We start from the raw sequence: 14,044 nt of genomic DNA on the forward strand, positions 1-14,044 counted from the left end.
CTATTTATCTTCTCCTATACGCAGCACTGCTAAAAATGCTTCCTGCGGCAGTTCAACAGAGCCTATTTGTTTCATTCGCTTTTTACCTTCTTTCTGCTTTTCTAACAGTTTTCTTTTTCGTGTTATATCGCCGCCGTAACATTTTGCAATAACATCTTTTCTAAATGCTTTTACAGTGCTTCTAGCTATTACTTTATTACCTATTGCAGCTTGAATTGCTACTTCAAACATCTGCCTAGGGATAACTTCTTTCATTTTTTCAACTAATTCTCTTCCCTTATAATCTGCCTGATCTTTATGCACTATAATAGATAAAGCGTCAACAGGCTCTTTATTTATAAGAATATCAAGTTTAACCAGCTTGCTTTCCCTGTATTCTGCAAATTCATAATCAAAAGATGCATAACCCCTTGAGCATGATTTTAATTTATCATAGAAATCCATTACCACTTCCATTAATGGCAGCATATATTCTAATATAACACGGCTTTGTGACAAAAATTTCATATTAGTCTGCCAGCCCCGTCTTTGCTGTAGAAGCTGTATTACTGCACCAACATATTCTGAAGGCAGAATTAATGTTGCAGAAATATACGGCTCTTCTATTTTTATATAGTTATTTGGGTCTGGCAAATCGGCAGGATTATCCACTTCTATACATGTGCCGTCAGTTTTATATATCTTATAAATAACAGTAGGGGCTGTTGATATAAGGTTTAAATTAAACTCTCTTTCAAGTCTTTCCTGAACTATTTCCATGTGTAACAGCCCTAAAAAGCCGCATCTGAAACCAAATCCTAATGCACATGAGCTTTCTGGCTCAAATGTTATTGCGCTGTCATTTAATATAAGTTTTTCTATTGCATCTCTCAAATCTTGATACTGGTTAGGGTCAATTGGGTATAATCCGCAGAAAACAACGGGTTTAACATTTTTAAAGCCGGGAAAAGGGTCTTGTGTAGGATTTTTAGCGTGTGTTACAGTATCGCCTATTTTTACTTCATGCACATCTTTAATGCTGGCAGAAATAAAACCAACTTCTCCAGGTCCTAATTCTTCCATTTGAGCAGCCTGTGGCAGAAACTTACCTATTTCTATAACTTCATATTCCCTGCCTGTAGCCATAAACTGCACTTTATCACCTTTTCTGATAATGCCATCCATAACACGGATAAGAATAATGATACCACGGTAAGAATCGTACCATGAGTCAAAAATCATAGCTTTTAAATTTTTATTTACACTGCCTTTTGGTGCTGGCACTTGTTTAACAATAGCTTCAAGTATTTCTTTTGTGCCGATATTTTCTTTTGCACTGGCAGGTATCGCCCCACTGGCATCTATTCCAATAGAGTCTTCTATTTCTGCCTTAACTCTTTCCACATCAGCCGAAGGCAGGTCTATTTTATTAATAACTGGGATAAGCTCTAAATTTTGGTCAACTGCCATAAATGTATTTGCAATAGTTTGAGCTTCTACTCCTTGAGAAGCATCTACAACAACTAATGCACCTTCGCATGCAGCAAGACTTCTTGAAACTTCATAAGTAAAGTCTACATGTCCGGGAGTATCAATTAAGTTAATTGTATAATTATTTCCGTCATCAGCTTTATAGTTTAAACATACTGTCTGAGCCTTAATAGTAATTCCTCTTTCTCTTTCTATATCCATAGAGTCAAGTATTTGTGCTTTCATCTGCCTTTTTTCAAGAGCACCTGTATATTCTATAAGCCTGTCTGCAATAGTAGATTTACCATGGTCAATGTGGGCAATAATACTAAAATTGCGGATAAATTTAGTTTTCATTAAATATTCCTGTCCTTAAAGTCTTTATAACTTTATTTATTCTTAAAATATGTAGCAGAAAATAGAAAATATAGCAATAAAAAAAGCCCATGCAGTGATGGGCAGTGATATTTACTAAAATAATTTTTATATAATTGCACACTTAACTATTACAATTTTTTAAACAGCCCATTTTCAACATCTTTTAAATTATATAGATGATTTATACTATTAAATGTATCTTGAAGATTATTTTTAGAAGATAACCAGCCTTTACCGTCTGTAATCCAAATAAATGAAAAATTTTTCATATCCTTTGTTTCAATTGCAATTTCTTTATAACTTCTTGCTGTTTCATTAAGTTTTGAACCTTGACTATTATAAAAATTGACTTCTATTGCAAAGATTTTATCATCTTTTTTTATTACAAAATCAAACTTTTTATTTGCAGCTGCTTTTGTATATAATGATAAATTGATACCAAATTCAGCATTAAAATCAGTAGTATTTATCTGTGTAAAATATGTATCATTTTTTTTATAACCTGCACTTTGTATATAGTTTTCAATTATATTTTCCATGACTGTTCCAGTTCTATTTTTACGGGCATTAGAATCCAATCCTACTTCAATACCTGTTACATAGTCTTGCAGAGACTTAATTTTAGATTTTGATAATAAATCAAAAAGTCCAGTTTCCTGCATAAATTTAATATATAATTTAATATCTGTATTTTTAGATATTGTAAAATTAATTAAATGTCTATCTGTATTATCATTTACTATTATTTCCTTCTGTCTTATGGCAAGTAAGATAGGAATACATTTTGTAGTTTCTGGATATTTTTTTATAATATTTTGAAAATCTTTTTCAATGTCTTGGCTGCCTATTAAAGAATTTAATATATTTAACTCAACTTTAATATTACTTAGATTTTTATATATTTTTTTAAAATCTGTAAAATAAGAATATGTGTAAATACTGTCAGTGAAAGTGCTAAACCAATTATTAAAATCTCTCATAAAATATACCTTAATAGTTACTAATAAGCAGCTCGCTTATATAATCTCTGTTATTTCCTTTGCTATTAATCATTCGTGGGGCATAAATTCTATTTATTTTCTTTTTACAATATAGGTTATCAAAAAACATATCGCTGTTGTCAATATTATGTGGGTCAGAATTGCTTAATAAAATATATGTTCCTTTTTTCTCTATTTTTTCAATAAATTCTGCCAGAGAAATTTGCTCTTTATCACCAAAATTATTATCTGTATAGGCTGTAAAAGACGAAGTATTAGTTAATGGTCTGTATGGCGGGTCAAAATATATAAATGTTTTTTCATCTGCAAATTCATATACATTTGTATAGCTTTCAGCAATAATATCAATATATTTAAGTGCTTCTGATATTGCTGATATATTTTCTATGCTGTATATTTTAGGGTTTTTATATTTACCCGCAGGAACATTAAACATATTATTTTTATTGACCCTGTATAACCCATTAAAACAAGTTTTGTTTAAAAAAATAAGTAAAGCAGCTTTTTGTATATTACATGTATTATACATATTGTTATATTCATCTCTTTTGAGATAGTAGAATTTCTTTTGCATATCAGCATTAAGAGATAAATACTGGGTTTCAATATATGAAAGTATCTCTATTAATTCTTTATGATTATTTTTAACTGTATTGTATGTATTTATAAGGTTTTTATTAATATCACTTATATATATCTGCTCTAAACGATATGTAGATATAATATCAAATAAAACAGCACCTCCTCCGACAAATGGCTCTGCATATTTGGTTATTGTTTTACCAAGTCCCTGCGGATACATTTGGCGAATTTGTGGGAGCAGTTTCCCCTTACCACCAGCCCATTTTATAAAAGGTTTAAGTTTTACCATAAGCTCTCATAATTTTTTTTGTAATTACTTTATAATATATTATTTTATTTAGCAATAAAAAAAGCCCATACAGTGTATGTATGGGCTTTAAAAATATATAATAAATATTTTATGCACCTAATGTTTGCAGTTTCTGCCTTGCAAGAGTTGCAGGTTTAGATTTTGGATATTTTTTTAATAAATCTTGAAATGTGGCAACAGCATCCTGTTTTTTGCCCTGTTTTTCCTGCACATAGCCAATTTTCAGCATAGCATCAGGAATTTTATTAGATTTAGGAAATTTACTTATAACATCTTGAAATGCTTTTAAAGCATTATTCATATCATTAACAGAGTAATAAGTTTCCCCTATCCAGTATTGAGCATTGCCAGCAAGCTGGTCTTTAGGATATTTTTTTATAAATTCTTGAAATTTAGCTCGTGCTTCATTATATTTTTTCTGCCTGTTTAATTCTATAGCATAAGAATAAAGGCTGTTTTTTGCAGCACCAGAATCTTCTATTACTACTATCTGTGGAGTTTCTTCTTTTGGTGCAGCAGGTGCTTTTTCATCAAGAATAATAATGTTATTTAATGGTGCAGAGCTGCCTTTTGATGTAGTTGTTGAGCTTACATTTTTGCTGTTTGTATCCTGCATTGGAGCTGCTGTTGCACCTTTATTGCCTTTTAAAACTAATATTTCATTATTAAGATATGCTATTTCTGAACGAAGTTCTGCAATAGCATCAGCATTTGTAGTAACATCTGTTTGCAGGTTGCCGCTTGCAGACTGCACATCTTCCATATTCATTTGAGTATCTGTTAAAGATTTTTGGATAACAACAAGTTCTTCATTAATGTTAGTTAAGCTTTTTTTAACAGCATCATTGCCAGTAGAAGCACAAGATACTGCAAGCAAAGCAGTTAATGTAGAAAATAATACTTTTTTCATTAATATACCTCATATATTATTGCACTATTTCTTTATGTATAATAATACCTTTCTTGTCAAGAACAAACTCATCAACAGCCTTTATTAAGTCACTTAAATCTGGCTTGCCAATAAATCTTGATGCTCCAATGTTTAAAAGTTTTCTTTCATTTTCTACACTTACCATAGATGAAAAAACTAATATAGGCACATCATTAAATATTTCTTTTTCTCTAGTTTTTCTAACAACATAGTCACCACTGCCGCCAGGCATTTCAAGGTCTGTAATTATAAGAGCAGGTTTTTCTCTTCTAAGCCTTGTAAGCAAATCAATACCGTTTTCAAATGACATAGTATTATAGCCTGCACGAGTAAAACTGCTTTGTAAAAGTTTTCTAATAGTAGGAGAGTCTTCTGCTAAAAAGATTGTTTTGCCGTTTCTGTCATAGTAGCGAGACATATCTATTTCAGTTGTTTCTCTAACCATAGTTATAGGGTTAATTTCAGCAACTATTTTTTCAAAGTCAAGCATTTGGATAAGTCTGTCGTCAATAGTAACAACACCTAAAACAGAATCTACTATCTTTAAATCACTTATAGCAGAATAATCTTTAATATCGCTCCATGTGATACGGTGAATGCGAATAACTTCATCAACTAAAAAGCCATTATATGCACCATTAAAATAAGTAACGATTACTTTAGATTTGCTGAAATCAGGATCCTGCTGACGAACACCTATCCATTGACCAAGATTAATAATAGGGACAAGGTTTTGACGAATATTTGCTGTGCCTATAATTGAAGGGTGTGCATCTGGAACTTGAACAGTAGTTTCTGGAAATATTATTACTTCACGCACTTTTGCAACATTTATGCAAAAATGGTATGGCATATTTCCATTATTAATAATAAACTCCACGATTTCAAATTCATTTGTTCCTGTTTCTAATAATATACCATGATTTAGAGCCATAAATTATCTCCGATTGTGAATACTATTATTTTTATCACATGTTTAAATCTTTTGCAATAAGGAAAATTAAAATATTATACCATATATGATAAAAATCAATATTTTTATGTATAAAAATATAAAAAGGTAAAATCTAAAAACGATTGCAAAACAATTGAGTCAAAAAAAGTGGTTGTTAAAACTCTTTAAATAAAATATTATTTTTCAGCCAAAAAAATAGAAAGGAGTTAAGAACCACTAATGTATACTACACTAAAACGACAAAAAAAATAAACACTTAAGTTCATTAGAATGCTGCAAACTAGAAATATTATTAAAATCAAAAATGAATGTAAGTGAGATATCGGAGTTATTAGAAAGAGACAAAAGCACAATATACCGAGAAATCAAACGGGGCATGGTAGAGTTTCGCAACAGTGACTGGAGTGTAAGAAAAGAATACAGTGCCTATTATTCATTAAACATAAGGGGACAGTTAATGAGTAAAACAGGGCGAAAGTTGTTCTATGAAAAAGACAGTTTGTTATTAAGTTATATACAAAGTAAGTTAGACGAGAAGTATTCCCCCGATGCCATATCTGGTGAATTAAGGCATCAGGGTATATCAACAATAAGCACTCAAACGATATAATATCATTAGGACTATTAGAAAGTATAGAATATAGAAAATATACTAAGCAGTGTAAAAGTAAGGTAAGAACAGCCTGTAATAATATATGAGGCAGAAGCATAGAAGAACGCCCATTTAAATTAAAAGAGCGCATATATGGCAATTGGGAGATGGATACAGCAGCAGGCAAACAGGGCAGTAAATCAGCATTACTTGTGCTTACAGAACGAGTATCCCGTTTTGAAATAATAATCAAATTAAGAGATAAAACCCAGAAAAGTATAACAGCAGCATTAGATAAATTAGAAAGAGAGTATAAAGATAAATTCAGCTTAATATTTAAAAGTATAACAGTAGATAATGGTGTAGAATTTTTAGATATGGAAAGTTTAGAAAAATCAGTGTATAATAAACTATCTAAGAGAACTATAATATATTATGCTCACCCTTATTGTTCCCCAAGAAAGTGGAAGTAATGAGAATAATAATAAACTTATAGATGAGTTTATTAAAAAGAAAACTGATATTAAACATTTTTCAGCTGCTTATATTAAAAAAATTCGGGGACTGGATGAATAATTATCCTAGAAAATTATTTAACTATAAATCGGCTAATGATATTTTTTATGAGAACTTGAAACAATGCTTAAACTCTTGCAATCGTTTTTAGATTTTACAATATTAAATTCATATTATATAAACTATTGCAATATGATTTATTAATTGCTATGATGTTATAAGTTATATTTTTGGAGTTTTTAAATCAATGTTTGAATTTAATTCCATTGTTGTGCTTTCTGATAAAAAAGATAAGCAGTATATGATAACATTAAAAGAAGGGGCAAGGTTTTCAACCCAGTATGGCTATATTGAGCATAATGATATTGCAGCTCTTGATGAAGGCGATATTATTAAAAGCACATTAGGTCATCCTTATCTTGTATATAAGCCAACATATATGGATTTTGTAATGAATATAAAAAGGCAGGCACAGATTATCTATCCAAAAGATGCTGCAGCTATGCTTATGTGGTGTGATGTGGCACCTAACCAAAAGATTTTAGAATCAGGTATAGGTCAAGGTGCATTATCTCTTGCGATATTAAGAGCTCTTGCAGGTACAGGAAGCCTTACAAGTTATGAAATCAGGGCAGATTTTGCAGAGCAGTCAGCAAAATTTATCAAACAGTTTATGGGGGAGACACCTGCAAATCATGTAATAGAAGTTAGAAGTATATATGATGGTATAGACGGCACTTATGACAGAGTGCTGCTTGATTTACCAGAACCATGGCATGTGGTGCCGCATTTAAAAACTGGTTTAAAAAACGGCGGGCTTATAGTTGCATATCTGCCAACTATTCTGCAGGTAAAAACCTATGTAGATGCATTAAAAGAATGCGGGTATTTTTCTGATATAGAAACTGCAGAGTTTACACGCCGTCCTTGGAAAGTGGATGGTATGTCTGTGAGACCTGAAATGTGGATATATAACCATAGTGCTTTTTTAATAAGTGCAAGAAAACTTAAAAATATTTAATATACATGAGGTAAAATAACATGAACAAAATAAGTTTCAAATGGGCATTTTTCTTTATCCTTTTTTATCTTTTAGTTATCATAATTTTATCGGAATTAAATATTCTGCCTACATGGCTTTCTCTTGTATGCTATGGTTTATTTTTCCCTGCCATATTCTTTGCTGTAAGGAAGATTTTAAATAACATTTTAAACATCGCCAAAGTTATGGCGACTGAATATGATGAAATAGTTGATTTAAGAAAGCGTTTAGATACAAATGTAAAATGTGAACATTGCAGAAACATTGCTAAATCACTTAATCATATGATGATAAATACAGATAAAGCAATACTTGAATTTTATAAATATACAGTCAGTGCAGAGGGCAGGTCATTAAGAGTTTCTTCATCTATTGCAACAGTTGATGAAAGTATTACTAAAAATGCACAAAGTGCAAAAAATATATATCAATCTATCACTGAACTTGTTAAATATATCAGCAGAATAACACAGACTTCATCAGAAATTAATTCTGATATAAATAAATCGCTTGATTTAACAAAAAACGGCTCAGATGCTATGGAGCAGGCAAAAATATTGATGGAAAATATTTCAAATGCTGCTTCTAGTCTGGAAGAAAAAATATCAGAATTAAATACAGGGGCAGAAAAAATTGGTGTAATTGTTTCTGTTATTGATGATATTTCTGAGCAGACTGCACTGCTTTCATTAAATGCTGCTATTGAAGCGGCAAGGGCTGGCGAAGCAGGCAGAGGGTTTGCTGTTGTTGCTGATGAAGTTAGAAAACTTGCAGATAAAACAACTAAATCTACTAATGAAATTAAAGATATGGTGTCAGATATTCAAAGCCATATTGGTGATGTTTCTAACCAGACAAGCAGTATATTTCAGCAAATTATGATGCAGAAAGAGCAGACAGAAGTTGTATATAAAAACTTTAATGAAATTCTTAATTTTTCAGAAAGGGTAAGTGTTACAAGTGATGAAATTACAAAAACTATAGCACTGCATTCAGGTGTTAATGAACAGATAGCAAATGATTCTCAAAACATTATAGATGTTTCAGAATCAACAGATAAATTAATGCAGGAACTTGTTGCAAACTATAATAGAATGATAGAAACAATAAGTGAGCTGTCTGTCAAATTTTCCACTATTAAATATTCTAACTATGCCGTCCATTTTCTTAGAGCAAAAAGTGCTCATATAAAATTTATGCATAATGTATATACCCATTATACAAGCAATAAATCAACAACATTAGCCACTCATAAAACATGTGCATTTGGTCAGTTTTATTATAGTCTGGGGCAGGAAATATTCCAGCATGATAAACTTTTTAAAGATATAGAGCCACTTCACATAAAAGTTCACGAACTGGGTAATAAAGTTATGGAAGAAATACAGGCAGAAAATAGAATTAAAGCAAATGAATATTTGCAGGAGCTGCAAAATACTGTTGACGAAATGATTGCTATGCTGGACCAGCTTATTAAACAGTATTTTGAAGGCGAATGGAAATAATAAAAACAGTTTAGTTTTAAATATATAAAAAGCGGTAAATTTTTACCGCTTTTAAAAAAACTCTGAAATTTAATTTTTATACAGCTTTAATTATATTATAACGATATTATTGCCTAACTACATATTTATTCTCTACCGCATTCAATTTTTACTGTTTCTATAAATATATTCTTTCTCAGCAATGAGAGAAAAAAAACATAAATAATAAAGAAATACTTAATAACAATAATGTTTTTTTCATAATTTAGTGTATCATTATGAAGTAAAAATTTGCACTTATCAAAAAATTTTATACAGTAGTCATTTTGAGCCTGATTTTACAGGCGAAAAATCTAAATGATATATATTACAGCAGTGTATAATATGTTTAAATTATCCAGCTTTTTAGATGCTTCGCTTAAAAGCTCAGTATGACCTTTACTGCATTATCATCATTATTTAAATTATATAAAAATTGGAGACACAGAAGTTTTAGTATTAATGATATATCTAATATTTTATATAACTTCAAGTTTTTATAAACAGTAAAAATTTATAAAAAACATAATAGAGATTATGCACAGCTAAGTTACTTTATTCTACAATGCAATATTAATTATGCTTTTCTCCATAATTTATCTGAGTGATTAAGTTATGAATTCTTTTTACTTCTTTATATAAATCATCAAGATTTGATGAATTATCTATTATAAAATCAGCATATTTAAGCCTTTCCACATTTGGCATTTGGTGTGATATTATATTTTTTGCTTTTTCTTCTGAAATATTATCCCGCTGCATAACCCTTGCAATCTGTATATCATAGCTGCATGTTACAACAATTAATGCATCATATTGGTTACAGCTTCCATTTTCAATGATTAATGCTGCATGTGTAACTACCACAGCTTTATCATTTTTACCATAGATTTTTGAGCGTTCTTTTTTTTCATATTGCATTATGGCAGGATGCACTATACTTTCTAATTTTTTTAGTTTTTCTTTATTACTAAAAACTATTTCTCCCAGCTTTTTTCTTAATATACTGCCATTTTCATCTAATATATCTTTTCCAAAAAAAGAGACTATTTTTTCATAAGCAGGCTCCCCTTTTTCCATAACTTTTCTACATGAAACATCAGAATCTATTGTATAAAACCCAAGCTGATTAAATATTTCTGCCACTTGATTTTTGCCGCTGCTTATGCCGCCAGTCATACCAATATTACGCATCATAAAGCTCTTTAATAATTTCTATTTGCTCTTGCTTTGATAATGAAGATAAAAAGTAACAGAAAAAATCAGCTTGAAAATCTCTGCAAACCTGCGGCCTGTTTTGATAATCTCCACATCTGCCATCAGCAAGCAAATGCTTACATGGTTCGCCTGCTTTTTTATTAAGTGAAGATATACTGTAAGCTGTGCAGCATGTGCCGCACATATCACATTCTATTTTGTTATTCATAACTTCCCGCTTATACATTGATTAGTAAGTGTGCCTATATTATCAATAGTAATGTCTATTTTATCATTATGATGCACTTCTACTGCTGCACTTGGTGTGCCTGTTAAAATAATATCTCCCGGAAGCAATGTCATTATACTAGAAAGATAAGATATTTGATACGCAATATCAAAAATCATATCTTTTGTAGAGCCAGACTGCACAAGTTCACCATTTTTATATGTATTAATCATTACATCAGATACATCTATATCTGTAACTATGCAGGGACCAAGTGGAGCAAAAGTATCAAAAAATTTACCAATTGTAACTGTTAAGTCCTGCTCTTTTTGTGGTGCTGTAATATCATTTGCAATAGTATATCCTAAAATATGCTGCATTGCATGGCATTCAGCAACATTTTTTGCTTTTTTTCCAATAATAACTGCCAGCTCACCTTCTATTTTTACAGTTTGATTTTCTGGAAGTATAATATTTTCACCATGGGCAATAATAGAGCTTTGCGGTTTCATAAATATTTTTGGCATGCCAATATCTTCTCTTTTGCCATTATAATTTTTACGAAACCCTACTATTTTTGATGGCAGCACTGGTGGAAGAATTACTACATCGTTTATATTTTCAGTTTCAGCAGAAAGAGAGTAATCATGAAAAATTGTGCCGTTAATTCGCTTAATAATAGAGCCGTCTAATATTCCACGGTATTGAGCCTGACCTTTTGCATATCTTATAAATTTCATATCAGCACCACCTGTTTTTTATGTATTCTTCTATATTATCTTGATTTAATTCATTTATTGCAAGTAAAAAAGCAGTTTCGTTTATTATTTCTGAAAATAAAGGCGATGGCTTAAAGCCAAGTGATAAAAGCATGCTTCCATTTACTGCTTTTGCTTTATTAAAATCCATTGAGCTGTATAAACTATTTAATTTTTCAGCTAAATTTTCATCCTGAAAGTTGATTTTAATATATATTATAATGTTTTTTATTAAAGTAATATTCTTGAATATAAAATATTTGAGAGCTTTATCATCACTTTGCTTTAAATCTTCATAACCTATATTAAAATAAGCAGATATATTTTTCTGCTCTTTTAAAGTTAATCCAAGATATTCTATAAATTTTTTATCTTTGCACCATATACTCAATAATAAATCAAAATTATCAGTTAAATTTACAGCACGAAATAATTTTTCATTATCTAATTTTGATTTATCTACTAATGGCGATAAAATATTATATTCAGTAATAATATTTACTGCTTTATTTAAAAACCTGCCTTGAAACATTTTTCTAAACTCTTCTAAAACTCTTTCTTTGGCAGTATTTTTTAAAAGGTTTTTTTTAGATAAAGCAAGCTGTAAAGTATCTTTTTCTATATTAAAGCCAAGCATGGCAGTAAAACGGACTGCTCTTATAATCCTTAAAGGGTCATCATCAAAAGCATTATTATATACTGCTTTAATAATACCATTTTTAATATCATCTAACCTGCCAATAATTTCTCCATTAGTTGAGCAGGCAAGGTTATTAATAGTAAAATCCCGCATTAAAACATCTTCATAAATTGTGCTGCTTCTTAGCTTTGAAACATCTATTATAATATTATTTTTCATAATCCGCATATTGTCCTTAAAAGCAACAGCATAAGATTTTAAATATTTTCCTAAAATTTTAGCTAGCTTTGTATATTCAATATTTTCTGCGGTAATATCAATATCATGCACAGGAATATTAAGGCATATATCTCTTAAACAGCCACCTACAATATATATTTTTGCATTATATTCTTTTTCAATATTTTTAAGAGTATCAAAAAATGGAATATTTTTCTTTAAAATTTCTACTGAAATCATTGACATTTTTATCTTCCCCGTTATATATTAATTCAATGAAGCGTATAATTATTATATCAGACACACATATTGGCACAATAGAAAAACTTCCACCAAAGGTATTAAATGCTTTAAAAGAAGCAGATATTGTTATACATGCAGGTGATGCTGATACACTTAACTTTATAGATGAGTTAGAAGATATCTGCAAGTGTTTATATGCAGTAAAAGGAAATTGTGATTTAGGCTCAAAGCTGCCTGTAAAACTTGTTGAAGAAATAGAAGGTGTTAAAATAGGAGTTAGTCACGGCACTGGCAACTATAATAATGTGGTGGATAGAATGTATTATATGTTTAGTGAAGATGACCCGCAGATAATTATTTTTGGTCATATTCATGAACCTTTAAATGAGGAAATAGAAGGAGTATGGTTTATAAATCCGGGCTCCACATCATTAAATAGAACATTAAGTAATGGCACTTATGCAGAGCTGACTATTGATAATGGCAGCTTTCAAGTAAAAATAGAATGTGCATAATAATCAATTTCTTAGTAATTAAAAGGTAAAATTTATATGAAATTATTTAAATTAACTATTATTTTTATGCTTATTTTTTTAGGTTTAAGCTGTGCTGCACAGAATGAAGTGCAGATAAAAAGTTATGAAGATTATTTCCCATCAAATACTGGTTATTCAGAACGAGAAAAGGACGGATATGATACATATATTTATGATGAACCAGCAGGCAGTGCACAGGCAGCAGAAGATGGCAAAGCCTATTCTGATGATGGATATTTTCAAGAAGCACCAGTAGAGATAGATATGGCTGCTAAATCAACAGGCAAATGCAGGGCAGTAGCAGCTCCCGGTCCTAAAAAAATAGGCAAACCGTATAAAATCAATGGTGTTACATATTATCCAATGGAAAGTGCAGATGGTTACAGCGAAGTAGGTATGGCTTCATGGTATGGTCCTGGCTTTCATGGGAAATTAACTGCTAATGGAGAAACATATAACCAGAAAGCAATGACAGCAGCTCATAAAACTCTGCCACTTCCTACACTTGTAAAAGTGGAAAATCTAGAAAACGGTAAAAGTATAGTCGTCAGAGTAAATGACAGAGGACCATACTCTAAAGGTAGAATAATAGATTTAACAGAGGTGGCTGCAAAAAGACTGGGAATGATAGATAAAGGCACTGCAAGGGTAAGAGTATCAGTATTATCAGAAGACCCAGACTGTTATGTTACAAAAGGGCATGAAGTAAATATTGATAAAGGCAATTTTGCTGTGCAGATAGGTGCATTTACTGATGCAGATAATGCAAAAAAACTTGCAGGTAAATTTGGCAGCCGTGCAGTAATATCAAAAGGCTATGCAAAAGGCACAGAATGGAGCAGGGTGTGGATTACTGGCTACCCTGCAAAAGAGCAGGCATTACAGGCAGCAGCTGGCGAGCTGGCAGAATACAGTGGTGCATTTGTTGTCAGGTATAAATAAA

The 14,044-nt window shown here is 30.8% G+C and carries 15 protein-coding genes and 1 pseudogene; 7 read left to right on the top strand and 9 right to left on the bottom strand.

Translation table 11 applies throughout. From position 1 onward, the window contains the following. The 5 genes from lepA to N508_RS06030 form a co-directional block, all read right to left on the bottom strand. The gene (lepA, locus tag N508_RS06010) at window positions 1-1,806 is read right to left on the bottom strand and encodes a translation elongation factor 4 (protein WP_023275502.1); all 1,806 of its coding nucleotides are present in this window, start codon (window positions 1,804-1,806) and stop codon (window positions 1-3) included. A gap of 149 nt (window positions 1,807-1,955) precedes the next feature. Further along, the gene (locus N508_RS06015) at window positions 1,956-2,807 is read right to left on the bottom strand and encodes a type II restriction endonuclease (protein ID WP_023275503.1); all 852 of its coding nucleotides are present in this window, start codon (window positions 2,805-2,807) and stop codon (window positions 1,956-1,958) included. A gap of 10 nt (window positions 2,808-2,817) precedes the next feature. Continuing rightward, entirely contained in the window at window positions 2,818-3,699 is an 882-nt protein-coding gene (locus tag N508_RS06020; protein ID WP_023275504.1) for a DNA adenine methylase, read from the bottom strand. A 109-nt stretch (window positions 3,700-3,808) separates the two neighbouring features. Beyond that, window positions 3,809-4,630: a tol-pal system protein YbgF gene (ybgF, locus tag N508_RS06025; protein ID WP_023275505.1), complete on the bottom strand. Its 822-nt coding sequence runs from the start codon at window positions 4,628-4,630 to the stop codon at window positions 3,809-3,811. Between the two features lie 16 nt (window positions 4,631-4,646). After that, window positions 4,647-5,585 carry a chemotaxis protein CheV gene (locus N508_RS06030; RefSeq protein WP_023275506.1) on the bottom strand — a complete coding sequence of 313 codons (939 nt, stop codon included), beginning with the start codon at window positions 5,583-5,585 and terminating at the stop codon, window positions 4,647-4,649. Window positions 5,586-5,862: 277 nt separating this feature from the next. Here N508_RS06030 and N508_RS10975 point away from each other — a divergent pair. The 5 genes and pseudogenes from N508_RS10975 to N508_RS06050 form a co-directional block, all read left to right on the top strand. Beyond that, a pseudogene (locus N508_RS10975) lies at window positions 5,863-5,970 on the top strand (hypothetical protein); the annotation flags it as partial. A gap of 12 nt (window positions 5,971-5,982) precedes the next feature. Further along, complete coding sequence (locus tag N508_RS06035) at window positions 5,983-6,216, top strand: hypothetical protein (protein ID WP_231380091.1); 234 nt, start codon at window positions 5,983-5,985, stop codon at window positions 6,214-6,216. A gap of 98 nt (window positions 6,217-6,314) precedes the next feature. Continuing rightward, window positions 6,315-6,671 (top strand): IS30 family transposase, encoded by a 357-nt coding sequence (locus N508_RS06040; protein ID WP_143815561.1) that lies wholly within the window; start codon window positions 6,315-6,317, stop codon window positions 6,669-6,671. Window positions 6,672-6,961: 290 nt separating this feature from the next. Next, window positions 6,962-7,735, top strand: coding sequence for a tRNA (adenine-N1)-methyltransferase (locus N508_RS06045; protein WP_023275509.1), 774 nt, complete (start codon window positions 6,962-6,964; stop codon window positions 7,733-7,735). Window positions 7,736-7,755: 20 nt separating this feature from the next. Further along, window positions 7,756-9,261: a methyl-accepting chemotaxis protein gene (locus N508_RS06050; RefSeq protein WP_023275510.1), complete on the top strand. Its 1,506-nt coding sequence runs from the start codon at window positions 7,756-7,758 to the stop codon at window positions 9,259-9,261. A gap of 591 nt (window positions 9,262-9,852) precedes the next feature. Here the strand turns inward: N508_RS06050 and coaE are convergent. Genes coaE through N508_RS06070 form a run of 4 tightly spaced genes read right to left on the bottom strand, consistent with a single transcriptional unit; the run spans window position 9,853 to window position 12,568 of the window. Next, window positions 9,853-10,476 (bottom strand): dephospho-CoA kinase, encoded by a 624-nt coding sequence (gene coaE / locus N508_RS06055; RefSeq protein WP_051350761.1) that lies wholly within the window; start codon window positions 10,474-10,476, stop codon window positions 9,853-9,855. Beyond that, the gene (locus N508_RS06060) at window positions 10,466-10,705 is read right to left on the bottom strand and encodes a YkgJ family cysteine cluster protein (RefSeq protein WP_023275512.1); all 240 of its coding nucleotides are present in this window, start codon (window positions 10,703-10,705) and stop codon (window positions 10,466-10,468) included. Before N508_RS06060 ends, coaE begins: the two co-directional genes overlap by 11 nt. Further along, complete coding sequence (locus N508_RS06065; protein WP_023275513.1) at window positions 10,702-11,445, bottom strand: fumarylacetoacetate hydrolase family protein; 744 nt, start codon at window positions 11,443-11,445, stop codon at window positions 10,702-10,704. The genes N508_RS06060 and N508_RS06065 overlap by 4 nt, the downstream gene beginning before the upstream one ends. 1 nt (window position 11,446) lies before the next feature. Continuing rightward, window positions 11,447-12,568, bottom strand: coding sequence for a tRNA nucleotidyltransferase/poly(A) polymerase-related protein (locus N508_RS06070; RefSeq protein WP_023275514.1), 1,122 nt, complete (start codon window positions 12,566-12,568; stop codon window positions 11,447-11,449). A gap of 29 nt (window positions 12,569-12,597) precedes the next feature. Between N508_RS06070 and N508_RS06075 the strand changes: the two genes are divergently transcribed. Together N508_RS06075 and N508_RS10935 are read left to right on the top strand one after the other, a co-directional pair. Continuing rightward, a complete protein-coding gene (locus N508_RS06075) occupies window positions 12,598-13,080 on the top strand; it encodes a metallophosphoesterase family protein (RefSeq protein WP_023275515.1) in 483 nt (160 codons plus the stop codon). Window positions 13,081-13,116: 36 nt separating this feature from the next. Further along, window positions 13,117-14,043 carry a septal ring lytic transglycosylase RlpA family protein gene (locus tag N508_RS10935; RefSeq protein ID WP_023275516.1) on the top strand — a complete coding sequence of 309 codons (927 nt, stop codon included), beginning with the start codon at window positions 13,117-13,119 and terminating at the stop codon, window positions 14,041-14,043. Window position 14,044 lies beyond the last annotated feature (1 nt).

It is taken from the genome of Mucispirillum schaedleri ASF457, from assembly GCF_000487995.2.
GTDB classification, from domain to species: Bacteria; Chrysiogenota; Deferribacteres; order Deferribacterales; family Mucispirillaceae; genus Mucispirillum; species Mucispirillum schaedleri.

Coding starts and splice junctions, on each gene's coding strand:
- N508_RS06070 (WP_023275514.1), bottom strand. CDS start 12,568: ATGTCAATGATTTCAGTAGAAATTTTAAAGAAAAATATTCCATTTTTT.
- N508_RS06020 (WP_023275504.1), bottom strand. CDS start 3,699: ATGGTAAAACTTAAACCTTTTATAAAATGGGCTGGTGGTAAGGGGAAA.
- N508_RS06035 (WP_231380091.1), top strand. CDS start 5,983: ATGGTAGAGTTTCGCAACAGTGACTGGAGTGTAAGAAAAGAATACAGT.
- N508_RS06065 (WP_023275513.1), bottom strand. CDS start 11,445: ATGAAATTTATAAGATATGCAAAAGGTCAGGCTCAATACCGTGGAATA.
- N508_RS06050 (WP_023275510.1), top strand. CDS start 7,756: ATGAACAAAATAAGTTTCAAATGGGCATTTTTCTTTATCCTTTTTTAT.
- N508_RS06045 (WP_023275509.1), top strand. CDS start 6,962: ATGTTTGAATTTAATTCCATTGTTGTGCTTTCTGATAAAAAAGATAAG.
- N508_RS06075 (WP_023275515.1), top strand. CDS start 12,598: ATGAAGCGTATAATTATTATATCAGACACACATATTGGCACAATAGAA.
- ybgF (WP_023275505.1), bottom strand. CDS start 4,630: ATGAAAAAAGTATTATTTTCTACATTAACTGCTTTGCTTGCAGTATCT.
- N508_RS10935 (WP_023275516.1), top strand. CDS start 13,117: ATGAAATTATTTAAATTAACTATTATTTTTATGCTTATTTTTTTAGGT.
- coaE (WP_051350761.1), bottom strand. CDS start 10,476: ATGATGCGTAATATTGGTATGACTGGCGGCATAAGCAGCGGCAAAAAT.
- N508_RS06015 (WP_023275503.1), bottom strand. CDS start 2,807: ATGAGAGATTTTAATAATTGGTTTAGCACTTTCACTGACAGTATTTAC.
- N508_RS06030 (WP_023275506.1), bottom strand. CDS start 5,585: ATGGCTCTAAATCATGGTATATTATTAGAAACAGGAACAAATGAATTT.
- N508_RS06060 (WP_023275512.1), bottom strand. CDS start 10,705: ATGAATAACAAAATAGAATGTGATATGTGCGGCACATGCTGCACAGCT.
- lepA (WP_023275502.1), bottom strand. CDS start 1,806: ATGAAAACTAAATTTATCCGCAATTTTAGTATTATTGCCCACATTGAC.